The organism is Clostridium sp. Marseille-P7770 (assembly GCF_902143525.1).
Lineage (GTDB): Bacteria > Bacillota > Clostridia > Lachnospirales > Lachnospiraceae > Pilosibacter.
Window position 1 is genome coordinate 468,514 of sequence record NZ_CABFVC010000003.1, and the last position, 26,107, is coordinate 494,620.

28 protein-coding genes are annotated in these 26,107 nt (G+C 51.0%); all 28 read right to left on the reverse strand.

The window, feature by feature from the left end; genetic code table 11:
• Positions 1-117 precede the first annotated feature (117 nt).
• Positions 118-984: a peptidoglycan editing factor PgeF gene (gene pgeF / locus FN001_RS09310; RefSeq protein WP_142411632.1), complete on the reverse strand. Its 867-nt coding sequence runs from the start codon at positions 982-984 to the stop codon at positions 118-120.
• Positions 985-1,137: 153 nt separating this feature from the next.
• Complete coding sequence (locus FN001_RS09315; RefSeq protein ID WP_118728215.1) at positions 1,138-1,485, reverse strand: YraN family protein; 348 nt, start codon at positions 1,483-1,485, stop codon at positions 1,138-1,140.
• 127 nt (positions 1,486-1,612) lie between these two features.
• A complete protein-coding gene (locus FN001_RS09320; RefSeq protein ID WP_118297962.1) occupies positions 1,613-2,257 on the reverse strand; it encodes a ribonuclease HII in 645 nt (214 codons plus the stop codon).
• A 41-nt stretch (positions 2,258-2,298) separates the two neighbouring features.
• On the reverse strand, positions 2,299-3,147 hold the full coding sequence (gene ylqF, locus FN001_RS09325) for a ribosome biogenesis GTPase YlqF (RefSeq protein ID WP_118297961.1): 849 nt from the start codon (positions 3,145-3,147) through the stop codon (positions 2,299-2,301).
• Between the two features lie 24 nt (positions 3,148-3,171).
• Positions 3,172-3,717 carry a signal peptidase I gene (lepB, locus tag FN001_RS09330; RefSeq protein WP_118297960.1) on the reverse strand — a complete coding sequence of 182 codons (546 nt, stop codon included), beginning with the start codon at positions 3,715-3,717 and terminating at the stop codon, positions 3,172-3,174.
• Between the two features lie 133 nt (positions 3,718-3,850).
• On the reverse strand, positions 3,851-4,198 hold the full coding sequence (rplS, locus tag FN001_RS09335) for a 50S ribosomal protein L19 (protein WP_118297959.1): 348 nt from the start codon (positions 4,196-4,198) through the stop codon (positions 3,851-3,853).
• A gap of 192 nt (positions 4,199-4,390) precedes the next feature.
• Positions 4,391-5,140 carry a tRNA (guanosine(37)-N1)-methyltransferase TrmD gene (gene trmD, locus FN001_RS09340; protein ID WP_118297958.1) on the reverse strand — a complete coding sequence of 250 codons (750 nt, stop codon included), beginning with the start codon at positions 5,138-5,140 and terminating at the stop codon, positions 4,391-4,393.
• Positions 5,141-5,152: 12 nt separating this feature from the next.
• Entirely contained in the window at positions 5,153-5,668 is a 516-nt protein-coding gene (rimM, locus tag FN001_RS09345) for a ribosome maturation factor RimM (protein WP_118297957.1), read from the reverse strand.
• A 153-nt stretch (positions 5,669-5,821) separates the two neighbouring features.
• Positions 5,822-6,049 (reverse strand): KH domain-containing protein, encoded by a 228-nt coding sequence (locus tag FN001_RS09350; RefSeq protein ID WP_015554337.1) that lies wholly within the window; start codon positions 6,047-6,049, stop codon positions 5,822-5,824.
• Positions 6,050-6,063: 14 nt separating this feature from the next.
• Complete coding sequence (rpsP, locus tag FN001_RS09355; protein ID WP_015554336.1) at positions 6,064-6,306, reverse strand: 30S ribosomal protein S16; 243 nt, start codon at positions 6,304-6,306, stop codon at positions 6,064-6,066.
• A 77-nt stretch (positions 6,307-6,383) separates the two neighbouring features.
• Entirely contained in the window at positions 6,384-7,748 is a 1,365-nt protein-coding gene (gene ffh, locus FN001_RS09360; RefSeq protein ID WP_142411633.1) for a signal recognition particle protein, read from the reverse strand.
• An 18-nt stretch (positions 7,749-7,766) separates the two neighbouring features.
• Positions 7,767-8,108, reverse strand: a complete 342-nt coding sequence (ylxM, locus tag FN001_RS09365; protein ID WP_015554334.1) for a YlxM family DNA-binding protein — start codon at positions 8,106-8,108, stop codon at positions 7,767-7,769.
• A gap of 223 nt (positions 8,109-8,331) precedes the next feature.
• Positions 8,332-8,751: a twitching motility protein PilT gene (locus FN001_RS09370; RefSeq protein ID WP_118297955.1), complete on the reverse strand. Its 420-nt coding sequence runs from the start codon at positions 8,749-8,751 to the stop codon at positions 8,332-8,334.
• Positions 8,752-9,021: 270 nt separating this feature from the next.
• Entirely contained in the window at positions 9,022-9,990 is a 969-nt protein-coding gene (locus tag FN001_RS09375) for a D-alanyl-D-alanine carboxypeptidase family protein (protein WP_142411634.1), read from the reverse strand.
• Positions 9,990-10,385, reverse strand: coding sequence for a methylglyoxal synthase (locus FN001_RS09380; protein WP_118297952.1), 396 nt, complete (start codon positions 10,383-10,385; stop codon positions 9,990-9,992). The genes FN001_RS09375 and FN001_RS09380 overlap by 1 nt, the downstream gene beginning before the upstream one ends.
• A gap of 11 nt (positions 10,386-10,396) precedes the next feature.
• Positions 10,397-11,527, reverse strand: coding sequence for an FtsW/RodA/SpoVE family cell cycle protein (locus FN001_RS09385; RefSeq protein ID WP_142411635.1), 1,131 nt, complete (start codon positions 11,525-11,527; stop codon positions 10,397-10,399).
• A gap of 3 nt (positions 11,528-11,530) precedes the next feature.
• Complete coding sequence (minE, locus tag FN001_RS09390) at positions 11,531-11,815, reverse strand: cell division topological specificity factor MinE (protein WP_118297950.1); 285 nt, start codon at positions 11,813-11,815, stop codon at positions 11,531-11,533.
• Positions 11,816-12,607, reverse strand: coding sequence for a septum site-determining protein MinD (gene minD / locus FN001_RS09395; protein WP_118297949.1), 792 nt, complete (start codon positions 12,605-12,607; stop codon positions 11,816-11,818). It abuts the gene before it with no gap.
• A gap of 230 nt (positions 12,608-12,837) precedes the next feature.
• On the reverse strand, positions 12,838-13,503 hold the full coding sequence (locus FN001_RS09400) for a septum site-determining protein MinC (protein WP_142411636.1): 666 nt from the start codon (positions 13,501-13,503) through the stop codon (positions 12,838-12,840).
• Between the two features lie 114 nt (positions 13,504-13,617).
• Positions 13,618-16,497 carry a penicillin-binding transpeptidase domain-containing protein gene (locus FN001_RS09405; RefSeq protein ID WP_142411637.1) on the reverse strand — a complete coding sequence of 960 codons (2,880 nt, stop codon included), beginning with the start codon at positions 16,495-16,497 and terminating at the stop codon, positions 13,618-13,620.
• Positions 16,490-17,020, reverse strand: a complete 531-nt coding sequence (gene mreD / locus FN001_RS09410; RefSeq protein ID WP_486463501.1) for a rod shape-determining protein MreD — start codon at positions 17,018-17,020, stop codon at positions 16,490-16,492. Before mreD ends, FN001_RS09405 begins: the two co-directional genes overlap by 8 nt.
• Positions 17,013-17,858, reverse strand: coding sequence for a rod shape-determining protein MreC (gene mreC, locus FN001_RS09415; RefSeq protein WP_118297945.1), 846 nt, complete (start codon positions 17,856-17,858; stop codon positions 17,013-17,015). The genes mreD and mreC overlap by 8 nt, the downstream gene beginning before the upstream one ends.
• The gene (gene radC, locus FN001_RS09420) at positions 17,855-18,562 is read right to left on the reverse strand and encodes a RadC family protein (protein WP_118297944.1); all 708 of its coding nucleotides are present in this window, start codon (positions 18,560-18,562) and stop codon (positions 17,855-17,857) included. Before radC ends, mreC begins: the two co-directional genes overlap by 4 nt.
• A 110-nt stretch (positions 18,563-18,672) precedes the next feature.
• Complete coding sequence (locus FN001_RS09425) at positions 18,673-18,924, reverse strand: DUF4321 domain-containing protein (RefSeq protein WP_118297943.1); 252 nt, start codon at positions 18,922-18,924, stop codon at positions 18,673-18,675.
• Between the two features lie 110 nt (positions 18,925-19,034).
• Entirely contained in the window at positions 19,035-20,315 is a 1,281-nt protein-coding gene (locus tag FN001_RS09430) for a methionine gamma-lyase family protein (RefSeq protein ID WP_118529789.1), read from the reverse strand.
• A gap of 11 nt (positions 20,316-20,326) precedes the next feature.
• The gene (miaA, locus tag FN001_RS09435; protein ID WP_142411742.1) at positions 20,327-21,277 is read right to left on the reverse strand and encodes a tRNA (adenosine(37)-N6)-dimethylallyltransferase MiaA; all 951 of its coding nucleotides are present in this window, start codon (positions 21,275-21,277) and stop codon (positions 20,327-20,329) included.
• Positions 21,277-23,376, reverse strand: coding sequence for a DNA mismatch repair endonuclease MutL (gene mutL / locus FN001_RS09440; RefSeq protein WP_142411638.1), 2,100 nt, complete (start codon positions 23,374-23,376; stop codon positions 21,277-21,279). The genes miaA and mutL overlap by 1 nt, the downstream gene beginning before the upstream one ends.
• A gap of 34 nt (positions 23,377-23,410) precedes the next feature.
• Complete coding sequence (gene mutS / locus FN001_RS09445) at positions 23,411-26,044, reverse strand: DNA mismatch repair protein MutS (RefSeq protein WP_185911893.1); 2,634 nt, start codon at positions 26,042-26,044, stop codon at positions 23,411-23,413.
• Between the last annotated feature and the right edge of the window lie 63 nt (positions 26,045-26,107).

Here is a 26,107-nt window from a genome sequence, read left to right on the forward strand (position 1 = left end):
GCTCTCGCATCGGGCATGTTTGATGGTACGTTCCTAGTATGAGCGTCCTGAAAAATAATACACTGGAAGGTTTTTCGTCAAATGTCATTTTTTGCGAACACCCGCATTCTCACACGCCTAATTCTCCTTAAGCGCAAGAAACGCGCAGAGATTCCCTCGCTTCTCTCCCATCGCCCGGTGGGAAAACAACTTATCCGGATTGCATCTTGTGCAGATATCGGTGACGGAAATATTTTTTTCCGGGACTCCGGCCTCCAGAAGGATCCGCCGGTTCGCCTCCCAGAGATCCAGCTGCCTCTTTCCGATCATGCCCATCTTCGACGGCAGAACGATCGCCCTGCAGTCTTCCTTAGAAAACGCGTCATAAAACTTGTCCGCAACATCCTCTCCAACCTCGTAGCAGTCACTGCAGATACTCGGTCCCACACAGCAGACAAGGTCCTCCGGCCGGCTTCCGTATTCCCGCTTCATAGCCGCCACCATCTTTTCTCCCATACGGTTCACGGTTCCTCTCCAGCCCGAATGGGCGAGTCCGATCGCACGATGCTTCGGATCCACAAAGTATAACGGCACACAGTCTGCAAAAAACGTCACGAGCGTCACACCCGGCATATTGGTCAGGAGACCGTCAATATCCCGGTAATCCCGTTCCTTCACAACTCCCTTTCCAAGATCATCTTCCGATACAACGCGGATATTTGTCGTGTGCGTCTGCCAGGTTAAGACCATCTTTTCCCGCTTTACGCCGAGCGCCGCCGCCATCCTGCTGTAATTTTCCAGCACATGTTCCCGGTTGTCACCGCGTGTGAAAGAGAAATTCATGGTCGAATACCAGCCTTCGCTGACACCTCCCATCCGCGTGGAAAACGCGTGAGTGACGATCCCGGTTGCATCAAGTGCCGGGAATGTCAGGTAGGTGACACCGTTATTTGTCACTTCCTTCATATGATCCGCCGCATCTGTTTTTCTGATCCACTGATCCATAATTTTCCCCTTTCCGAGATATCTCATGCAGAATTTTTTCATTCACCGATATGCGCCGTTCTCAGCCATGCGGAAAGTACGCATGCTTGTTCCGGATACACGATCAAAAGCATAATGGATTTTTGCGAGTCCCACGTACATTTGGCCTGAACCTTAAAATGCATCCCTGATATATGTGATCTCATCCCCATCGATCCCCGCCGCATCAAACCGGCACGGTGTCTCCTCCGGAAGCTGGTGGGAATACAGATAATAGACTGCCGCATTCCGGATCCGAAGAGCCTTTCTGTGGTCGATCGCTTCCAGCGAAAACCCAGCTGAACCACTGGCACGGTATTTCACCTCGATAAACACGAAATATCTTCCATCTTTCGCAATAATATCGATCTCGCCCTGTTTACAGCGGTAATTCCGCTCCAGGATCACAAATCCGTTCTGTTTTAAAAAGGCAGCAATCTTTTCCTCGTAGATGCTGCCCACTGCCCGATTATTTCTTGTCACAAAAATCCCCCATCGATGACTCGCTCATCTTTGTTTCTCTGATACCGCATTGCTCCGCACTTCGTGCTCCCGCAATGCTCAAAAACATTCATAATCCGCTCATTTTTCTTCGAAAAATGGCTGCTTATCACACAAACTTCGTAATAAATGTCCGTCTGTGGATCGGGGTCGGTCCGAACTCTTTCAGCGCCGCGATATGTGCGGCAGTTCCGTATCCCTTATGCTTTGCGAACCCATACTCCGGGTACTCCTTATCATACTCTTCCATCATGTGGTCCCTGGTGACCTTTGCGAGGATGCTTGCCGCCGCAATGGAAACGCTCTTCGCATCGCCCTTGATGATCGGCACCTGCGGGATCGCAACCTGCGGGATCGTCACCGCATCGTTTAAAAGGATCTGGGGCGCCGGGTCAAGTTTCGCGATCGCCTGGCGCATCGCCTCATAAGTCGCCTGCAGGATGTTGATCTCATCGATCCGCTCAGGACCCACGATCCCCACCGACCAGGCGATCGCTTTCTCCTTGATCTCCAGGAACAGTTCCTCTCTCCGGCTCTCAGAGAGCTTTTTCGAGTCGTTTAAATAAAGGATCTGGCAGTCCTTCGGCAGGATCGCCGCACCGGCCGCAACCGGCCCTGCAAGAGGTCCGCGGCCCGCCTCATCGATCCCGCAGATAAACGCACAGTCCTCATACTGTCTCTCGAACTCCCGCATGAGGGAGAGGCGTTCCAGCTCCTTTTCCAGTTTTTCTCCGGTCAGCACACGTCTTGCCATATCTCTTTACTCCTTATCCCTGCGTATTCATGTTCCACACTTTATTCCGCCGGCATCTCCAGCGTGATCCTTCCGAGCTTTCCGCCGCGGAACTCATCAAGAAGAAGTCTCGCCGCCTTTGTCAGGTCATTCACGCCTCCCTTTGTCAGGCATGCACGCGCCGTTGCAATCTCATCGAGGAGCTCATACGGCTTCTTTCCTTCCTCCTCGATCCCGTAACGCTCTTTTAAGAGACCAGGAGTGATCTCCTTAAGATATCCCGCAAGTTCGGAAGCCAGTTCATCTTTCTCCAGGATCTCATCGTTGATGGAGCCTAAAAACGCCAGTAAAAGACCAACTTTCTGGTCCTCAAATTTCGGCCATAAGATACCCGGAGTGTCGAGAAGCTCCACCTGCTTATTTAAACGGATCCACTGATTTCCCTTTGTGACGCCAGGTTTGTTTCCCGTCTTCGCAGCTGCTTTTCCGGCAAAGCTGTTGATGAACGTGGATTTTCCGACGTTCGGGATCCCGACCACCATCGCACGCACCGGGCGGTTTAAGATGCCGCGCCTTCTGTCGCGCTCGATCTTCTCCTTACACGCCTCCTGGATCAGGGCATTCAGCTGTTTTAACGTCGCTTTCGCTCTTGCATCGATCTTCATGACCTGGAAGCCCTGTCCCTCAAAATAGGAGATCCATGCTGCATTTGCCTTCTCAGAAGCAAGATCTGCCTTATTTAAAAGGATCACACGGCCTTTTCCGGCTGCGAGGCTGTCAATATCCGGATTCCGGCTGGCAAGCGGCGCTCTCGCATCCACAAGCTCGATCACGAGGTCTACAAGTTTCACGTCCTCTTTCATAGCGCGTTTCGCCTTTGTCATATGGCCTGGATACCACTGTATATTCATAGTAATCGTCTCCGTCCTTTCCTGCTACCGGACGAAACCAAGTCTGGAAAATGGCTGAAACCGCAGCCAGACGCGTCCGATGAGATTTTCCCGTTTTATATTTCCAATGCCGGAAAACCGGCTGTCTTCACTTGATTCCCGGTTGTCACCCAGGAGAAAATATTCATCATCCCCGAGCTCGACCGGATACTCGGCTGCCCCGGCGATCGTCGCCTCGGCAAGTCCATTTTCCGCTTTTAAGAGTTCCCCATTGATATAGACGGATCCATTTTTGATCTGGACCGTCTCACCGGGAAGTCCGATGATCCTCTTGATCCCCGGCTGCTGTCCTTCCCGTTCAAAGACGACAACATCAAACCGGACCGGTTTCCCGACATCATATGCGAGTCGGTTTATCAGCACCACATCTCCGGACTCCAGCACGGGTTTCATGGAACTTCCATTCATCTCAACCCTGCTCCCAAAACAAAACACGAGATAGCACGCAAGAGCGATCATGACTGCGCAGTCGACCGCCCATTCCGTGATCCGGTGAAGTCTGTTCGGTTCCTTTTTCTCAAAAAATTCCATGAAGGGACCTCCTGAATCCATGACAGAACATCTGTACTTTAATGCAAGGGGAATTCCTGCTGTTTTATTAAAAACAAAGGGACAATTTTCATTGCCCCTTTGATCTACTGACTCTCTGTACAGTTGTTATGAATTATTTTACTAATTCTTTAACCTTTGCAGCTTTACCTACTCTTGTTCTTAAGTAGTAAAGTTTCGCGCGGCGAACTTTACCTCTTCTTACAACCTCAACGTTCTCAACAGACGGAGAATGAAGCGGCCATGTCTTCTCAACGCCGATACCGTTGGAGTTCTTTCTTACTGTGAAAGTCTCTCTAACGCCGCCGTTCTGTCTCTTGATAACAGTTCCCTCGAAGATCTGGATTCTCTCACGGTTTCCCTCTTTGATCTTAGCGGATACTCTTACAGTGTCACCTACGTTGAAGCTCGGTACAGACTCTTTTAACTGTGCAGCTTCGATATTCTTGATAATGTCGTTCATTGATATGAACCTCCTTAAAGTATTCGATGTTCTTACCCGCATCTTCTTTTCCTGCGGCAGCGGAACATCTCTTATGATTTAAGTCTCCGTATTGACAGGGTTCTCCCGTCTTTCGGATACCACAGTTTTGTATTTTATCATACCGCAAGCCAAAATGCAAGCGGTTTTCTCATATATCGTGCAATTTTTTGGTCACGGTTTTTCGGTCTCCTGCTGTCTCAGCAATTCATCCAGGAATTTCTGCTCCTTTTTCGAAAGGACAGCGTCCTCCAAAAGTTCCGGGCGGTTCTTCAGTGTGCGGATGATCGACTGCTCCCTGCGCCATTTCTCGACATTTGCATGATGCCCGGAAAGAAGGATATCCGGCACTTTTTTGCCCATGAACACTTCCGGGCGCGTGTACTGCGGATACTCCAGAAGGTTATCGTGGAATGTCTCGAACTCCGCAGACACATTGTTGTTCAGCACTCCCGGGACAAGTCTTGAAATACAGTCGATCATCATCATCGCCGGAAGCTCTCCTCCTGTGAGGACATAATCTCCTGCGGAGAGGTAATCCGTCGCGATCATCTCCAGAACGCGCTCATCGACCCCCTCATAATGACCGCAGAGGAACACCAGATCCTCCTCCTTCGCGAGATCTTCCGCAATATTCTGATTGAAAGTCTTTCCCTGGGGAGTCATGTAGATCACACGCGGTTTCTTTCCGATCTTCTCGACAAGTGCCTCATAAGCGCGGTAGATCGGCTCCGCCTGCATGACCATCCCGGCGCCGCCGCCGTAAGGATAGTCGTCCACCTTTCCGTGGCGCTCCAGCGTATAATCGCGGATATTCACCGCCTCAAACGATACGATCCCCTTCGCTGCCGCGCGGCCGAGAATGCTGGTCTCCAGACCGTTCATGATCATCTCCGGGAACAGGGTAAGTACATGAAAATTCATCGCGGCCTCCCCTTACAGATCCAGAAGTCCCGGAAGAACATGGACAAGCATCTCTTCCTTATCAAGATCCACATCGAGAATGCAGTCGTGGATCGCCGGGAGAAGAAGTTCCTTTCCCTCCGGTGTCTTTACACAGTAGACATCGTTTGCTCCGGTCTCCATCACATCCGTCAGCGTTCCGAGCGTATCCCCTTCGTCCGTGACAACAGTAAGTCCGATGAGGTCGGTGATAAAGAATTCGTCCTCCTGAAGAGGCACTGCCTGGTCTCTTGTGATCAGAAGGTCCTTCTGGCGCCATCCTTCCACCTCGTTCATAGTGTCAACCCCGTCGAATTTCAGGATGACCATGTTTTTGAAGAATTTTACCTGACGGATCTTTAACTCCCGGCTTTCTCCTCTTCCGAGGTCCAGGATCACATGATCTAATTTTTTAAAGCGCATCGCGTCATCGGTGGTCGGATAGACCTTCACCTCGCCGCGCACGCCGTGCGGGGAGGTAATGACGCCTACACGAAGATATTTTTCCATATTTGTCTCCTATCGTAACTGTGAGGGAACCCGGGCAGTCAGCTCCTGTCATTCTATCAAGCACGGCACGGCTGATACCTGCCCGCAGAAACCGTCTCTGATAACAGAAAGGGGACTGCAGCCGGGAAAAATCCTGTCCACAGTCCCTCACGATTACTGAATTTCAACAATCACTTTCTTATCCATCTTGGAAGAAGCCGCCTTCACAACGGAGCGGATGGCTTTCGCGATCCTTCCCTGCTTTCCGATCACCTTTCCCATATCGGTCGGGGCAACCTTGAGCTCGATGACGATCTCTTCTTCTTTTTCAGATTCCGTAACAACGACTTCATCTGGATTATCAACCAGCGCTTTGGCGATAACTTCTACCAATTCCTTCATTGAATCCACCTCGATTACTGGATACCGGCTGCCTTTAAGAGTTTAGCAACAGTCTCAGTCGGCTGAGCGCCTGTTCCTAACCACTTCTTAGCTGCTTCCTCGTCGAATTTGATGGTGCTCGGCTCTGTGTTCGGATCGTAGTATCCAACCTCTTCGATGAAGCGACCGTCTCTCGGGGAGCGGGAATCTGCAACGATAATTCTATAGAAAGGAGCCTTCTTCTGACCCATTCTTCTTAATCTCATCTTAACTGCCATGACAATTTCACCTCCTTGGTTTCTTTGTGTATCAGCCATGCGGGAATCGCATTTGCCTTCTTATCATAATGCGGTACTTAGAATGGTAATTTCATCTTTCCAAGCATACCGCCCAGCCCGCCAAGCCCTTTCCGCTTTCCGCCTCCCATCATTCCAGGAAGCTGCTTCATGAGCTTTTTCGACTGTTCAAACTGTTTGACGATCCGGTTCACCTCGGCAATATCTACGCCGGCTCCCTTCGCGATCCTCTGTTTTCTCGACGGATTCAGGAGTGACGGATTCGCCCGCTCCTCCTTTGTCATAGAGAGAATGATCGCCTCCACTTTATCCATGGATTTCTCGTCTATTTCAACATTTCCCTTCATCTGAGACATTCCCGGCATCATGTTTAAGATGCTGTTCATGCCGCCCATCTTTTTGATCTGGCGCATCTGATCCAGGAAATCGTTAAAATCAAATTCTGCTTTGCGAAGTTTCTGGCTCATTTCTTTTGCCTTCTCTTCGCTCACCTCAAACTCGGCTTTCTCAATCAGGGAAAGGATATCACCCATTCCAAGGATTCTCGAAGCCATACGGTCCGGATAAAACTGTTCCAGGTCAGAGAGCTTCTCGCCCATACCGACGTAGAGGATCGGTTTTCCCGTCACGGCACGGATCGATAACGCCGCACCGCCTCGTGTATCACCGTCAAGCTTTGTTAAGATCACGCCATCGACGCCGATCTTGTCATTGAAGCTTCCGGCAACATTGACTGCATCCTGACCGGTCATCGCGTCGACAACGAGGATCGTCTGGTCGACATCGACTGCTTCTTTGATGTTGACGAGCTCATCCATCATGGACTCATCAATCTGAAGACGTCCTGCCGTATCGAGGAATACAAGATTCATGCCTTCTTTTCTGGCATGTTCCACAGCGGCTTTTGCGATATTCACCGGATTCTGGTTATCTCCCATTGTGAAAACCGGAACTCCGACTTTCTCACCGTTTACCTGTAACTGCTTGATCGCAGCTGGTCGGTAGACGTCGCAGGCCGCAAGAAGCGGCTTTCTGCCTTTTGCCTTGAACTTTCCGGCAAGTTTTGCCGTAGTCGTTGTTTTACCTGCGCCCTGAAGACCGATCATCATGATGACCGTGATCTCATTCTGGGGCTTTAAGGCAATCTCTGTGGTCTCGGAACCCATCAGTTTTACGAGTTCTTCGTTTACAATTTTTATTACCATCTGTCCCGGAGTCAGGCTCTCTAAGACATCCTGTCCGATCGCTCTCTCCTGTACAGAACTGATAAACTGTTTAACAACTTTAAAACTTACGTCGGCTTCCAGGAGAGCCATCTTGACTTCCTTCAGGGCAGCTTTTACATCCGCCTCTGACAGTCTTCCTTTGCCTCTTAAGTTTTTAAAGACATTCTGTAATTTATCGGCTAAACTTTCAAATGCCATGAAAACTCTCCCTCTGGCTTACAGCTTCCCGATCTCTTCGGAAATCGCTTCGATCCTGTCGATCAGGGATCGGTCGCCGTCCTTTTTGTATTGGCCAGCCAGTTCCTTAATCTCTTCTACCATTTTCTTTGTCTGGTTGAATTTCTCGACAAGCTTCAGTTTTTCCTCGTATCCGGAAAGAATCTTGTCACAGCGCTTCACCAGGTCATGCACGCCCTGTCTGCTGATTCCCTGTTCTTCGGCGATCTCGCTGAGGGACATGTCATTAAATACCACATCTTCATATACACGCCGCTGGTGCTCCGTTAAGAGCTCTCCATAGAAATCATACAGAAGACCCTGTGCTACAATTTTTTCCATATCAGGTCACCTGCGATATCATACTATAAACGGAGATGGTTGTCAAGTGTTTTTGCTTGACATTTTATTTATTTTAAATTTTTTCTTTTCAGATACCTGATATATATTTCTGCTAGTCTGGAAATATCCCATTAAACCGGGCTTTTCATTTTTTTCTGTAAAACATAAACACCCGCCGTCAGGCAGGTGTTTATGTACTCTTATATAGGAAGGAGCGATTATTTTATAAAGCTACCAGCACCATATCTTTTGCAGATTCCGGAAGTTCTTCACCATCCATGGATACGCTTAATACAAAGTTTACATGGTACTTTGTACTGATCTGATCCAGCTCTGCGAGAGTTGCAGTGATATCTTCTCCCTCAAGACCGGCGAGCTTTAAGAAACTGTCAAGATACATAGCCTCGAGATCGTGATCCTGGGAAATAATTCCGCAGATGAAACCGATAAAGCCTTCAGCCGTACTTACGGAGAACTCAGCCACGTTGATTAAACGGATCTTGTTGTTAAGCTCGTACATATGTTTCGAACTTTTATCAAGGTAAACGATTGAACCTTTTGCCTCTTTTACAGCTGTGTTAGCCATGTCAAGTAAATATTTAGTTTTTCCTTTTCCCTTCCGTCCTGCGATGATCTGAACCATAATGCACTCCTCCTTGGATTTTATATATTTTGTATAAAAAATCTCTTGTTTGTAAATTTATTATAGACTATTTGCTGAAAATTTGCAACCATTATTTCTAAATTTCGAAATAATTTCATACAAAAGCAGAATGTACTTCCAACACCGGTAGAATCTGCTGTCGACAGTTCTTTACGGTTGCCCGGGAGTAAAAACAGGACATGAAAACCTTCGGATCCCCCGAAAACTTTCATGTCCTGTTCATTCACGTATTCTTCCTCCTGTTTTCTGCTACCGGTCGATCTTCTCCATGATCGTCGACATATCCGAATAGAGGGCATCGCGGCTGTCCGCATGCATCACGACAGATGCGTACTCTTTCCCGTCCGCGTCCTTCTCCCCCATGATCAGGCAGTAGCCCGCCGCCTGGGTGGTTCCGGTCTTTCCTCCGAATACGGAGAGTCCCTCCGGCGTCTCCTTCTTTCCGAGCATGTAGTAGTTGCTGACACTCCAGGATGCGGTTTTATCCGATCCGTCCGCCCCTTTATAGGACGCCGTGTATGTCTTCGTTCCGATAATATCCCGGAACTTCTCATACTTTAACGCCTCATGGAACATCAAATAAAGGTCGTAGGCGGTCATATAGTGGTCCTCGTTCGTCAAGCCGTTGGCATTTGCAAAATGCGTCCCTGTGGCACCGATCCGGGCTGCTTCCTCGTTCATCATTTCAACAAATCCTTCGATCGATCCGCCCATATGAACTGCGATTGCGTTTGCCGCGTCGTTTCCCGACGGGATCAAAAGACCATAAAGAAGCTGCTCCAGTGTCAGCTTATCTCCGGGAACAACCCCCGCCATGGAGGAACCGCTCTCCGTGATTACCGACTCCTGAGGAACCGTCACCATATCTTCAAGATTTCCATATTTCAGGGCGACAAGCGCCGTCATGACCTTCGTCGTGCTGGCAGGATTTCTGCGTTCAAAAACATCCTGCGCAAATACGGCATTTCCCCCATCGAGCGGAAATACCCCGGCAGACTGCGCTGTGAGTGTTCCGTCTCCGTCGGTCCCATCCGTTACCACCGCCAGGTCTGCCGCAAAGCCGTCCGCCGTTCTTCCGCTGCCTGAAGATGCGAACGTCTCGATCCTCTGATCCAGGGCGTAGGTATTTCCCATATCTGCAAGTCCGGCGCAGCCAGTCGCGCCAAGGATCAGGCAGAACCCCACGATCCCCGGGATCCATCTTTTCTTCTTACTCATTACTTATACATCTCACGCCACTCAAGATCTCCGCGATCCAGAGCCTTGATCAGAAGCTCTGCTGTCGCAAGGTTTGTCGCAAGCGGGACGTTGTGGATATCGCAGAGTCTCACAGCCTTGTTGACATCCGGCTCGTGGGACTTCGGTGACAGCGGGTCTCTCAGGAAGATCACAAGATCGATATCATTGTTCTCGATCTGTGCTCCCATCTGCTGCTCCCCGCCAAGGTGGCCAGGAAGGAATTTATGGATATTTAAATTTGTGACTTCCTCAATGAGTTTTCCGGTCGTTCCGGTCGCATAGAGGTTATGTTTACTTAAGATCCCTTTATACGCGATACAGAAGTTCTGCATCAGTTTCTTTTTGGAATCATGCGCGATCAGTCCAACATTCATAAGAATACCTCCTAGAATTCCAGTTTATTTTGCTGCAGTCCGACGTTTAAAAGAACGCCGATGCCGATATAAAGACTTACCAGAGAACTTACACCATAACTGATAAATGGAAGCGGAAGTCCGGTATTCGGGAAAATCCCGGTGGCAACCGCAATGTTTGTAAATGCCTGGAATCCAACGAGAGCAGCCATCCCCGTACAGAGGAGCTTTCCGGTCAGATCTCTCGTTCTCCCTGCCATTCGCAGGCATTCAAATACGAAGAGAATGTAGAGGACCAGCACAAGCATGCAGCCCACAAACCCCATCTCCTCACCGATCACGGCAAAAATAAAATCGGTGTGTTCCTCAGATAAGAAATTTCCGTTTTTTACGGAAATGGCCGTCTCGTTGAGCAGACCTTTTCCATACAGCATTCCCGATCCGATCGCCATCTTTGAGTTATCCTGCTGGACATTTAAGTCTGAGAATTTTCCCGGATTGATGAAGGCGAGGATTCGGTTTACCTGATATCCTGTCAGGAACGGAACAGCGCCCCGCTCAGCAAGAAATACCGTGAGTGCCAGCCCCGGGATCCCGACAGCAGCCGCGCCGATGATCCACTTATAGCTGAGTCCTGCGACAAAGATCAGGCATACAATAATGAACACGATAACGATACTCGTGGACAGGTCCGGCTGTTTCATAATGAGAAGCAGCGGAACCGCAGCAAAAGCCCCGACGATGATCAATGTGCGGGGATCGTTGATCTTCTCCTGATTTCGCTGCAGAAACCAGGAGAAGAAAATGATCAGACCGATCTTAACAAATTCCGACGGCTGGAAGCGTCCGATCACAGGAAGTGTGATCCAGCGTCTCGCACCCGTTCCGGCTCCTCCAAACTGTCCTGCGACAATGATCGCCAGCAGGATCGCCACACAGGCAAGATAGATCACGCCGGTACAGCGCATCAGTTTGTGGTAATCCATCAGAGCCAGGAAGATCATGATCACCAGTCCGCCAAAAAGGCCGATCAACTGGCGGTTGATATAGCTTCTGTCTCCGTTTACCGCACTGTTGATCACAAGAAGCCCGATCACATTTAACGCCAGGGCGTAGAACAACAGACGGAAATTGAAGTTTTTAAAATTGTATTCTGAAAGCATGTATTAAAATGTCCCCTTAACCAGCAGTTCCCGAACCGGAACACTGGCATACAGGACCGGGAGCTTTTCTCCCGCCTTTCTCTGATCCATGTGGATCACCTTGACCTCCAGTTGTTCCGGATCGATCATCATATATCTTGATATGACTTTTATCATGTCGTTTTTTAACATCTCCAGGATTTCCGGCGTACATCCGGCCCGGTCCGCGATCAGCAGAAATTCAAGCCGTTTTTTCGCGATACTTCCGGAATTTCTCCCTGTCAGGATATGGAACAGTCTCTTTTTCATTTATGCCCTCTTTAAGAGGCCGCTAAACATATGGAAGAATCCTTTGTTTTTCTCAAGCCCCATAAGCGGCACCTCCTGACCAAGTATCCGCTTACAGATGTTAAGATAAGCCTGTCCGGCAAAGGAATTCATTCCCACCAGAGGTTCCCCCTGGTTCGTGGAGATCACGATCTCCTCATCGTCCGGGATCGCGCCGAGGATCGGGATTCCAAGGATATCCGTCACATCTTCCATCGACATCATATCCCCCCTCCGGACCATATCCATCCGGATCCGGTTCACGATGAGATCCATCTTTGAGATTTCTTCCGCCTCCAGCAGGCCGATGATCCGGTCTGCGTCACGGATCGCCGATACCTCGGGAGTCGTGACGACAAAAGCACGGTCCGCTCCGGCAATGGCGTTTTTAAATCCCTGCTCGATCCCCGCAGGACAGTCTAACAGTACATAATCACACTCTTCTCTCAGATCATCCACCAGCTTTCGCATCTGACCGGGAGTCACGGAGGACTTGTCCCTGGTCTGGGCGGACGGAAGTAAAAACAGGTTCGGATATCTTTTGTCCTTTATCAGTGCCTGCTTCAGACGGCAATTCCCCTCCACGACGTCCACAAGGTTGTAGACGATGCGGTTCTCCAGTCCCATCACCACGTCGAGATTCCTGAGACCGATATCTGTATCGATCAGGATCACTTTCTCCCCGAGCATGGCAAGTCCTGTACCGACATTCGCTGAGGTCGTCGTCTTGCCAACACCCCCTTTTCCGGATGTAACAACAATGACTTCACTCATAAGAATATCCTCCTGTATTAAGTTATGAATGTACTCGCATCTCCTCTGTTTTCAGAGATTGATACCGGATTGGCAAAAGCTCAAAAATTTTCCTGCGGGCAGACCTGCACCCGTTTTCTGATCTTTGCCCCTGGTACCACAAGATATATTTTACATGAAAAAAGCAAAAAATTCCAGTAAAAAATAGATTTTATAAAAGCTTTATAAAAGGAAACTGATACGGACCTCTTTTATATAAAATTCAGCGCACTCAGAAAGCTCTTTTTGATCGGTTCTTCGACAACTTTTCCGTTCTCAGAGAGGATCATCATCGGACCGCGCCCAAGATGGCGTCCTTTCTCCGCTTTTTTCAGGGAAAGTCCCGCGATCCGGACCGATATCGGTGCCATCTCAAAAGCAACGATCACCGCATCCTCATTTCCGCAGATCCCCGCATGGGCCGCCCCACGGAGCGCTCCTAAAATGATGATGTTCCCTTTTGCGCTGACTTTTGCTCCTTTTTCCACATCACCGATCACCACGATGCTGGTCTCTGATTCCAGCTCGTCCCCGTCCCGGAGATTCCCTTTATAAAACTGACCTGTGAGGGAAGACAGCTCCATTAGTCTCTCATTGAGTGCTTTCTCACATTTTCTCGTCCGGTTTCCGTCCGTGTCGAGAAGACACAGCACCTCGATATCGGAATTTTCCGTGATCGTCTGCACAACACGGTACTCTTCCTCCGGAGTCAGGTCCCGTCCCTCCAGGGTCAGCGTCATCTGGGCAGCTCCCCAGAATTTCGCCGTCGCCTTGAACTTCTTTGCAATCGCCTGAAGAACCTCCTCAAAATCCAGGTCTTTCTCCAGATAGACCGTCATTCCCGCTTTATTTCCCTTGATTACGACAGCATCTTTCATCTTGAAATCCCCCTTTATGTAACTTCGGCAGGTAAACCAGACCGCCGGTCCGTCAACGCCTTACAGCCCGGCAGATTCGCCGGGCTGCAGCTTTTTGTCTGTGCAGTGCGTGGACTAGTCTCCGATCTCTACGTTCGAAGAGTTCAGCGCACTGTTATTCAGAATGTAATTCAGGTCTGTATATCCGTAGTAGAACCGGTAAATATTTTTCGCCGCCGTCGCCGCGTTGGAGGAAGAATATCCGTATAGGATATTCACCGTCACCGCGATCTCCGGATTCTGGTATGGAGCAAAGGAAACGAAGAACGCGTGGTTAATGCGGTGTCCGTTTTTAATCTCCTCAGCGGTACCTGTCTTACCGGCGATATCGACTTCCAGGTCACTGAAGATCTTTCTCGCAGAGCCGTCAGAGATTACACGGCGCATTCCGGTGTGGACAGCGTTCCATGTGGAATCTTTGACGTCGATGGTCGAACGTACTTCCGGTGTGAAATCTTTTAAGAGATTTCCCTGGGAATCCGTCATCTTGTCGAGCAGACTCAGTTTGAATACCGTTCCCTTATTGGCAACTGCCGTGATATATCTGGAAAGCTGGATATTGGAGTAAGAGTTTTTACCCTGTCCGATCGAAGATGCCTCCGTTTTCTCCGTCGTCATCTGCGGCTCTCTCTCAGCAATCTCGATTCCGGATGTCTCATCGAGTCCGAACATGGACGCATACTTTTGGATCTTCTCGATACCGAGTTCCGGTGAATAGTTTCCGTTTTCATCCATGGAGAGGCGGTGTCCCATCTCAGAGAAGAACACGTTGCAGGAGTTCTGGATGCCGTGGACCACATCGAGAGGTCCATGCTGTCCCGGGTAGATCCAGCAGCGCAGCGCCGGTGTGATCTCCTTGTAGATACCGGTACAGTTCACCGTATCATTCAGCCCGATCACGCCTTCCTCAAGAGCCGCCACCGCGATGATCGGCTTGAAGGTCGATCCAGGCGCCTTCTGTGCCTGTGTGGCATTGTTAAAGAGCGGCAGGGACTGATCGTTATTTAACTTGTTGTAGTACTCCGCATCCACGGTTCCGGAGAACTTGTTGTTGTCGTAGCTCGGGTAGGTCACGAGTGCCCGCACCTCACCGGTGTTGACGTCCGTGATCACGGCACTGGCAGAACACGGGTCCAGGGCAAGCTGGGCAGGTGTGATCTCGATATCGGAGATCTTGTTTCTGATAAACTGGAATGCGTACTCATCTCCGCCCGCCTCCAGCATCCGGACTTCATTCTCGTCGTAAGCCAGAATATTCTGGTCATAGAGGGCGAGGCAGAGTTCCTTTCCGGACACGGTGCCGTTATTGACAAGGTAGCGGAAGATCTTCTTCGTGAACGCCGCATCGTTCTGCAGGTCATCCATCACATATTCCACGATCGTCTGGTAAATACTGTCCGCATCAGAGTATCTGGACTCGATCTTCAGCTTTGTCGTATCGATCCAGCTCTCCGCGATCCCGTCGTACAGGTAATCCCTGAGGCTGATGGAATCGTTCTTCCATGCGTTGTATGTGTCAGACTCCTGGTCGATCTTGTCTGTCTGTATGATCCCACGGTCGGAAAGCAACGTATAGATATACTGCATGTAGGCAAACATGTCTTCCGGCAGGTCTGCCATCTTTCTCGCGGATCCATCCGTGAGCTCGCTCCGGATCTGTGCGAGGATCTGTTCTCTCGACTGGCTGTACTTCGCATAGATGTTTTTCTCTGTCTGGGACGCCTCCGGCGCGGAAAACGCTGCAAGGTCCAGGACATTGTTGTTGATCAGCTGGTAGTAGACATCCTTCACAGGGATCGGGATATTTGCCGCCTTCTTGTAATCGTTGTCATCAAGATCACGGTTCACGAGCTTGTCCGTGATGATACCGGCAAGCTGCTGCTCCAGAATGTGATACACACCGATCTGGAGATCGCGGTCCAAGGTCAGGTAGATGTCATGTCCTGCCTCCGGCTCTGTTCTCTCAACGACCTCAAGGATCCGTCCCATACTGTCCACATACATAGTCTGGGAACCTTTCTTTCCCTGAAGCTCCGTCTCCATGGACGCCTCGATACCGGTCTTTCCGACAAGGTCCGTCAGCTCATAGTCCGGATTCGTCTCCCGGAGTTTTTCGAGCTCATCATCCCAGACTTTTCCGATGTATCCGATGATCGGTGCAAAATAAACGCTGTCATTGTATACACGGATCGTTGATTCCTCGATGCCGACGCCTTTTAAGTTCGCGGAGTTTTCCAGAACATCCGTCATGGTCTCTTTGCTGACATCGGAGGCGATGGTCGTGGACTCATATTTCCGGTACGCGGTGAGTCCCATCGTATAGCGGATATTGATGATCCCGAGAGCTTCCTCATCGGTAAGTTTGATCGGGTTGTCATTGTCATCCTTCAGCTGGTCCAGACCGTAATATTTTACCCTGGCGTCAAAGACTTCCCTGGCCGTCACATCGGACGGATATTTTCCATCCGCGTCATCCAGTTCATCCGTCTTTTTTAATCCGTAATAGTCACTCAAAAAGCGTTTTCTCGCCGCCTCGCTGGTGGTCGTGAAGATCATATTCCCGGAGGAGTCATAACCCACGGAAAAATCTCCTTCCACGTTCTCGCCGTGACGGTTTAAGATCCGGACAAGATCCAGGAGCATCCGGTTTCTGTCGTTGGATCTTTTGTAATCTCCGTTATCCTGAAGCGTCACATTGTACGACAGTTTATTATATGCAAGAAGATTCCCGTTTCTGTCATAAATATTTCCGCGGGTACCGGCAAGACTGATCTTTTTTTCCGTCTTTGCCATATAGTTTTCCTGGTACTGCTCTCCTTCCATGATCTGAAGATTGAACAGGCGCATGCCAAGGATCGCGTACAGCCCCACAAATACCACCGCCAGGATCACAAGTCTTGACGACAGCAGCTTTTTCATAAACTCTTTCAGAATTTCAGAAAAATCGTTAAACAATCGTTGTGTCTCTCCTTTTTTCCATCTCTTCCAGTCTGCGGCTGATATAGAGGAACAGCCGGTACAGGATCAGTGTTGTCACCACGGTGAAGATCATCTCCGGCAGGATAATGTTGATGAAATAATAGCCGAAATGTAATCTTCCCCGCACCAGGAAGCCGAATACATAAAGATAGAAATTATAAAACACTTCGTTCAGCGCTGAAAGCACCAGCGGCAGCGTAATATAGTCCTCATAATAATACTTCGTGCAGATTCCGTTTACATAGCCCATCCAGATAAAGATCAGCGTGTGAAATCCGAGCGGACCTCCGGACGAGAGGTCCATCAGAAGTCCCGCGATCAGTCCGTATCCCATCCCCCAGGCACTTCCCCGGATAAACCCGAAGGAAAAGACAAGGATCACCATGAGATTCGGATATACCGCCAGGAACGGCAGCAGCGGGAAAATACAGGTCTGCACGATAAATGCCAGGATCACCAGCAGAAAACTCGCGATGATCCGCTTCATATTGCTATTCATTGATCTCCGGCCCCGCATCCTTTAAGTCTGTGATCACCAGGACCTCCTGAAGTCTGTCGAATCTCGCGGCAGGGATCAGGTATCCTGATTTTGTCAGGTTGTCATTGTAATCTACCGTGATATCCGTCGCATATCCCACGAGGATTCCTGGCAGGAATTTTCCGCTGATATTGGAGGTGACGATCATGTCACCGTCCTTGATATCATCGTCCTTTTCCATATAGGAAAGCTTTAACCGGCCGTCTTTAAACAGCTGAAGATCTCCCGCGACGATACAGGAATCCCCGGACTGCTGCGCCATGGCGCTCACACGGCTGGAGTCATCGATGATCGAGCGGACTGTCGCGTAGTTCGCTCCCACATCTGTGACGATACCGACAAGACCGCCTCCGGCGATGACGTTCATATCCTCTTTGATCCCGTCATCGGATCCTTTGTCGATCCGGAATACGGAAAACCAGGAACTCGAGTCTTTTGCAATGATACGGGCACCGATCTTATGGTACTGCATATATTCCTGATCCAGTTCATAGAGACTTCTGAGGCGCTCCAGCTCGAACTGTTCCGAGCGGAGTCTCGTATTTTCCTCCGTCAGCTCATCCACTCTCGTCTTTAAGGTCTCATTCTCTGCCAGAGCCGTCTTCAGTTTTCCGACGCTGCTCAGTTCATTGTAGAGTCCGCCGCCGACCCTGTTCACACCGGACTGGATCGGCACCAGCACATATCCCACCGCGGTCCGCAGCGGATTTAAGATGCTTCCCCTGATCGTCGTAATACCGATCATACAGATACAGAGAAGCGACAGTCCAAATAGAAAATATTTCGTATTGTTTTTCATGTTTCAAAAATTCCCCGTTCTCTCAGGCTCACATAGGAATTATCTCCGATAATGATATGGTCCAGAAGCGGGACTCCCATGAGCTTTCCTGCTTCCATGACACGTTCTGTAAAGAGGCAGTCCTCCCTGCTCGGCGTCGGATCCCCGCTTGGATGGTTGTGGAGCAGAATGATCCCGCAGGCCCTGGACCGCAGCGCCTCGATAAAGATCTCCCGCGGCGTCGCGCAGGAGGCATTCACCGTTCCGATCGAGACTGTTGTATCCTTTAACAGAATGTTCTTTGTATTCAAAAGCAGAAGTTTCAGATTCTCCTGTTCCAGATGGCGCATTTCCTCCATATAGAATGCAGCCACCTTTGACGGCGCATCAAAAACGACCGTCTTTTCTGATGCCGCCGTTTTCCAGATCCTCGCCGAAAGTTCTCCGACGCACGCGAGCTGGATCGCTTTCACTTCCCCGACCCCGCGGATCTCTTTATAATCCTCCACGGCGCCATGGAGGAGTCCCGCCAGCCCCGGTGGATTTCCGGAATTCAGAATCTCCTCCGCCATCTCCCGCACCGGGATATTCTTTGTCCCGGATCGCAGGATCACGGAGAGGAGTTCCGCATCAGAAAGCGACGCCGGGCCTTTCTCCAGCACCTTCTCATAAGGGCGCTCCGAGACCGGCAGCCCCTTCATCGTCTTTCCACATTTCTTTTCCATACTGACATCCCGCCTTTCCGGTCTCTCCAGGTACACGGTGCGGCAGATATCCCCTTTTTGTTATCCGTACATTCCCCGGCTGACAGAAGTTTCCCGGAAAACAGATCTTCCTACAGGAAACGGTAGATCAGGATCGCAACGATCACGCCGATGATGCTCGCCATCGTGATCCGGATGCTGAGTCCGAACGTGATCACAAGGATCCCGAGGTTTAAGACGAGCGGATCGTTCAGTCCGAACGATTCCCCGAAATTTAACCAGGAAAGTCCCGGCACTCTCGCTGTCATCTCTCCGATAAAGCCTCCAAGAACGATCCCGGAAAGCAGAAGGAGAAGCAGGACCCAGGAGCTTTTACTTTTCATACTGTTGATTCCTCCCGATCGCCGGGACCGCATAGCAGTCCCGGCACTTTATGCACAGAAGTTTAGCATATTTCCGGCTCAAAAACAATGAGTTAAGAAAAAGTTCACATTTACAATGTCACGATACCAGCATCGACTAATTTCTGCAGGGACATCAAAATACCGAGTTTTGCGTGGAACCAGGTAAGTCCTCCCTGGAAGTATACCGCATACGGCGGCTTGATCGGACCATCGGCGGAAAGCTCGATGGAGGATCCCTGAACGAAGGCGCCTGCTGCCATGATGACGTCGGAATCGTATCCCGGCATCGCCCACGGTTCCGGAGTCACAAAGCTGTCCACCGGCGCTGCCGCCTGGATGCCCTCACAGAATTTGATCACGCCTTCCGGTGTGCCGAAGGTGATCGCCTGGATGATGTCGTGACGGCTCTCCGTTCCGTTCGGAACGACGCCGAATCCAAGCTTCTCATACACATTTGCAGCAAAGATCGCACCTTTCAGTGCTCCCGCAACAACGGTCGGGGAGAGGAACAGTCCCTGATAGAGAGACTGGCTGACGCCAAGGCTGGCGCCGACCTCTTTTCCGAGTCCCGGAGCTGTCAGGCGGTATGCCGCTCTCTCCACACAGTCCTTCCGTCCGACGATATAGCCGCCGATCGGGGCAAGTCCGCCGCCCGGGTTCTTAATTAAGGAACCGACGATCATGTCAGCTCCTACATCCGTCGGCTCCAGCTCCTCGACAAACTCCCCGTAGCAGTTATCGACCATGCAGATCACATCCGGCTTGATGGACTTGATAAAGGAGATCAGTTCGCCGATGCGCTTTACGGATAAGGTCGGTCTCGTCGCATATCCCTTGGAGCGCTGGATCTCGATGAGCTTTGTGCGCTCGTTGATCGCTTTTCTGATGTTCTCGAAGTCGAAATCTCCATTCGGAAGAAGATCCACCTGGCTGTAGGTGATGCCGAATTCCTTTAAGGAGCCGACGGAATCACGGATCCCGATGACTTCCTCCAGCGTATCATACGGCTTTCCGACCGGGGAGAGGATCTCATCGCCCGGGCGGAGATTTCCGGAAAGGGCGATGGTAAGCGCGTGGGTTCCGGAGATCAGCTGCGGGCGAACAAGAGCGTCCTCCCCGTGGAATGCCTTCGCATAAACCTCTTCCAGCGTGTCACGGCCAAGGTCATTGTAACCGTAACCGGTCGTTCCGGCAAAATGAATATCGCTGACTCTCGCCTCCTGCATGGCTTTGATGACCTTCAGCTGATTGTACTCCGCTGTTTTATCGATCGCCTCAAAGCGGTCATGCAGACTCTTTTCGATCTCCCTTCCGTAATTTAAAACTTTCTCAGAGATTCCAAGCTCTCCGTACATCTTTGTAAGTTCCATGTCTTCTCCTTTTACTTTATCACAATTCCTCTGTCCTGCAGATCTTTTAACATCCACGCGAGGATCTTTTCTCTGTCAAAATCAAAGTTCCCCTGGTCCACCCAGGTCACTTCTTTTTCCCTCTTAAACCAGGTAAGCTGGCGCTTCGCGAAATGTCTCGTGTCGCGCTTGATGATGTAGACGGCCTCATCCAGGGAAATTGTCCCTTCCAGGGCATCCAGAATCTCCTTGTATCCCAGCCCCTGCATGGATACCATCTCCCTCGTGCAGCCCATCTCTTTCAGTTTTTCCACTTCCGCCAGCAGCCCGTTCTTCATCATGAGGTCCACCCGCAGGTCGATCCTCTTATACAGGCGGCCGCGGTCCATGTTGAGCACATAGTAGGCAAAATTGTAGGGCGATTCCTTTTTGCGCTCCGCCTCGTTGTGGGAGGAAATCTTTGTCCCGGTCTTTTTATAAAACTCCAGGGCGCGGATCACACGCTTTACATTGTTCTCATGGATCGCCTCCGCTGATTCCGGATCCACTTCCTTTAACATGTCGTGGAGAGCGGAAGCTCCTTTCTCTGCCGCCAGGCGCTCCAGCTCCTCCCGGTATCCCGTATCCCCGTCGTTTTCCGTGAAGTCGATGTCATTCACCAGCGCCTGGATATAAAATCCAGTCCCTCCGGCGATGATCGGGATATGTCCGGCCGCGTAGATCTCCTCCATAGCCTCTTTCGCGAGTTTCTGGAATACGACAACGTTAAATTCGTCCCACGGGTCCAGAACGTCAATCAGGTGGTGGCGGACACCGTCCATCTCCTCCTTCGTCACCTTCGCAGATCCGATATCCATGTGGCGGTACACCTGCATGGAGTCGGCGCTGATGATCTCCCCGCCGATCTTTTTCGCGAGTTCCACGGAGAGGGCGGTCTTTCCGGACGCTGTCGGCCCGGTGATTATGATCAAAGGCTTTTTCATCATACGATCCTCTTGAATTTCTTTTCCATCTCATATTTGCTGATCGCAACGATCGTCGGTCTCCCGTGCGGGCAGTTATATGGATTCTCCAGTTTTAACAGTTCATCGATGAGCTGATCCGCCTCCGCGAAGGACAGCTCGTTGTTTCCCTTGACTGCGGCTTTGCAGGACATGGTGGCGATCCGGTCGTAGACGGACTCCACATTCTTCCCCATGCTGTCGTCGGAAAGACCGTCGATGAGCTCCATCAGGAGATCTTTCTTTGCCAGGGAGAACAGGTTGTCCGGCACTGCGCGCACCGCGTACTCATTTCCGCCGAACGGTTCGATCTCGAACCCGATGTCCGTGAACACCTTCATGTGGCGCTTTAAGAGGTCTGCCTCCTGAAGGGAAAGTGTCAGGATGATCGGCGGGCTTATGAGCTGGGAAGTGTACTCTCTCGTCTTTAATGACGCAAAATTCTTCTCAAAGAGAACTTTCTCATGGGCGGCATGCTGATCGATGATATAGAGGCTGCCGTCATATTCCACGAGCCAGTAAGTCTCAAAGACCTGCCCGATCAGGCGGTGGCGCTTTCTCGCAGATTCCGAGAGGAGACGGTTGTCGAACATCTCCATCTGGGTCGGCTGGAGGTCTTTTGTTTTTTCCGCCCGGGGTGTGATTCCCGGCTGGTCCTGTTCAGACCGTACTTCCTGACTATCTTTTCTGTCCGCAGAGTCAGCACTCTTTGTCACGGCACCGGAAATTCCGGCTGCCGGAGGAACCGCACTCATTTTTCTTTCTGCCTGATCCGTTCCCGAAAGACCTTCCATGATATACTCTGCCGTCTGTCCGGTCGATTGTCCGGCCGCCGGCTCCGGTTTCAGTTCCCTCGTGAGCGGCTTCGGAGGCAGGATCCATTTGCTCTCCTGCTTCTTCTCCCCGTAGGTCGGGCGTTCTTCGCGGATGCCCATCGCCTCCATGCGGCGGTGTTCAAACGGCTCCGGTCCATGGGCGTTTTTCGCCGCCGGATTCATTCCACTCCCCGGCACCGGATTCCGTGCCACGGCAGCTTCTTCCTTTGCAAGCTCGCGCTCTTCCTTTTCCGACATAAGACTCACATTCGGGATCAGCTCTTTCCCGGAAAGCGCGTCGAGAACCGCCTGCGAGATCACTCGGTACATATTCTCGCCGTCTTTGAATCGAAGCTCCATCTTCGAAGGATGAACGTTCACATCGATATACTCCGGCTCCACCGTGAGGTGCAGCAGCGTGAACGGGTATTTATGCTGCATCATATAGCTCTTGTACCCATCCTCGATCGCTTTGGAGACGAGTCCGCTCCTGATATAGCGCCCGTTGATAAAATAATTCTCAAAATTCCGGTTTCCCCGGGCGATCACCGGCTTTCCGATAAAGCCCGAGATCTTCACGATCCCGGTCGACACCTCGATCGGAAGAAGGTTTGCCGCGATCTCCCGCCCGTAGACCGTGTAGATGATGTCCTTCAGGTTGTGGTTTCCCGAGGTGTGGAGACGGCTCTGGTTGTTCACGATGAGCCGGATCGAGATCTCCGGGTGGGACAGGGCGATCTTTTCCACGAGATCCGCCACATGAGCGCCCTCCGTGGCCTCCGTCTTTAAAAATTTCCGCCTTGCCGGCGTATTGAAAAAGAGGTTTCTGGAGATAAACGTGGTCCCCTCCGGTGCGCCGATCTCCTCGAGACCTTTCTCCTCACCGCCTTCGATCCGGTATCTCGATCCGGTGAGACTTCCGGAGGTTTTTGTGATCAGTTCCACCTGGGAGACTGCCGCGATACTGGAAAGCGCCTCACCGCGGAATCCCAGGGAAGACACGGTAAGAAGATCTTCTGCCGTCCGGATCTTGCTTGTCGAGTGGCGCAGAAAAGCCAACGGCAGTTCTTCCTTTTTGATCCCGCAGCCGTTATCCGTGATCCTGATAAACCCGATGCCGCCCTGGCGGATCTCCACAGTGATCGCCGTGGAACCGGCGTCGATGGCGTTTTCCATTAACTCCTTCACCACGGAGGCCGGCCGCTCCACGACCTCGCCCGCGGCGATCTGGTTGATCGTACTCTGATCCAGAACCTGAATCGGCATAGTCTCTCTCCCTCTCTTTCTTTTTCAATCCCTGCTACTGCCAGCGGTTTTTCAGCTTCGTCTGCAGCCGGTACAGGGTATTTAACGCATCGATCGGGGTCATGCTGGAAAGCTCCAGATCCCCGAGTTCTTTTATAATGTCATCGTCCTTCACGGTATCAAAGATCGACATCTGGTTGAGATCCACCTCGTCCGGCTTCGCCACCGCCTTATGCTGCGGGGACGCGCTCATCTGGGCAATCTCTTTTGCCTGGGCTGTGATATCGGCGCTCGCGAGCTCCTCAACAAGCTCCTTCGCGCGGGCGATCACCGGCTCCGGAACACCCGCGAGTTTCGCGACCTGGATTCCGTAGCTCTTATCTGCCCCGCCCTTTACGATCTTTCTGAGGAATACGATATCATCCCCCTGCTCCTTGACGGCGATGCAGTAGTTGTTGACACCGCTGATGGTCCCCTCAAGCTCCGTGAGCTCATGATAATGGGTCGCAAACAGCGTCTTAGCGCCGAGGATCTTCGGGTTGCTGATGTGTTCGATGACTGCCCAGGCGATCGAGAGACCGTCAAAGGTACTCGTGCCGCGGCCAATCTCATCGAGGACGAGGAGACTGTTCTTCGTGGCATTTCTTAAAATATTTGCAACCTCCGTCATCTCGACCATAAAGGTACTCTGTCCGGATGCCAGGTCATCGGAGGCGCCGACTCTCGTGAAGATCCTGTCACAGATCCCGATGTTCGCCTCGTCAGCCGGAACAAAGCTTCCGATCTGCGCCATGAGGACGATCAGTGCCGTCTGTCTCATGTAAGTGGATTTACCCGCCATGTTCGGTCCCGTGATGACGGCGATCCGGTTCTTTCCGTTATCCAGATATGTGTCGTTCGCGACAAACAGGCTGTCTTTGATCATCTTCTCGACAACCGGATGACGGCCGTTTTTGATGTTGATCAGTCCTTTTTCATTGATTTTCGGCTTCACGTAGTTATTCCGCATGGACACTGTGGACAGGGAGGTAAAGACATCAATGCCCGCGATCGCTTTCGCAGTGCTCTGGATCCGCAGGACCTCCGCAGCGATCTTATCGCGCACATCGCAGAACAGATCGTACTCCAGAGTGTACAGGCGGTCCTCCGCGCCCATGATGATGTCTTCCAGCTCTTTTAACCGGTCTGTCGTGTAGCGCTCTGCATTTGTCAGAGTCTGTTTGCGGATAAAATAATCCGGGACCAGGTCCTTGAAAGAGTTTGTTACCTCAAAGTAGTATCCGAACACCTTGTTGTATTTGATCTTTAAGTTCTTGATGCCGGTCTTTTCCTTCTCCTCGGTCTCAAGATCCGCCAGCCATGCCTTTCCTTCCGTCTTCGCCTTCCGGTACTTGTCGGCTTCCTCGCTGTATCCGTCCTTGATGATGTTTCCCTCACGGAGCGAGATCGGCGGCTCATCGACGATGGAGCGGTCGATCAGCTCATAGAGATCCCTCAGCGGATCCAGATCCTCGTTCATTTTCTTTAAAAGCTCACAGGAGAACTCCCCGAGAATATCTTTAATATACGGCAGCATCTCCAGGGAATTCTTAAAGGAAAGAAGGTCCCTCGGATTTGCCGTCTTATAGCTGATCCGCCCCATCAGGCGCTCCAGGTCATAGACGGAATTCAGGTACTCCCGGATCTCCTCCCTGGAGATATAGTTCATGTTCAGCTCTTCGATCGCCTGCTGCCGGCGCTCGATCTCCATCTTGTCGATCAGCGGCTGTTCGATAAAGGAGCGGAGAAGTCTCGCCCCCATGGCCGTCTTTGTCTTATCGAGGACCCAGAGAAGGGAGCCTCTCTTCTGTTTTTCACGCAGTGTCTCCACAAGCTCCAGATTTCGTCTTGTGGAGGTATCGATCATCATGAACTGCCCCGTTGTGTACGGTGTGATCTTCGTCAGATGGGACAGGTCATTCTTCTGCGTCTCATAGAGATACTGAAGGACCGCACCGGATGCGATCATTCCGTTCTCATAATCTCCGAGTCCAAGTCCCTCGAGACTCATCACATGGAAATGCTCTTTTAAGATCTTCCTGCAGTCATCATCCGAGAAAAACCGGTTCTCCAGTGCCGTCACGGCAAAATGATACCGCTCTTTTAACTCATCCATATCAAGTCCGGACATGAAGAGTGCCTCATTGCACACAAGCTCCGACGGCGTGAACTTGTTGATCTCATCGAGAAGCGCCCGCTCACTCGTCACCTCCGTGACAAAAAAATCGCCGGTCGTGATGTCGACCGTCGCAATCCCGTAATTGTTTCCGGTATACACAACTGCCATCAGGTAGTTGTTCTTTGTCTCGTCCAGAGCCTGGGAGCTCGTAATCGTTCCCGGCGTCACAACGCGGATGACTTCACGCTTTACAAGACCTTTCGCGAGCTTCGGATCCTCCATCTGCTCCGCGATCGCAACCTTATAACCTTTCTGGACGAGTCTTGTGAGATAGCCTTCCACCGCATGGAACGGGACTCCGCACATCGGAGCCCGTTCTTCCAGACCGCAGTCCTTTCCCGTCAGTGTCAGCTCCAGCTCCCTCGAAACCGTCTTCGCATCCTCAAAAAACATCTCGTAGAAATCACCCAGCCGGTAAAAAAGGATACAGTCCGGATACTGCTTTTTTGTCTCGAGATAATGTGTCATCATTGGTGAAATCTGTCCCACGTCTTTTCTCCTATTCCATAACATGCCCACAGCGCCCGAAGCACT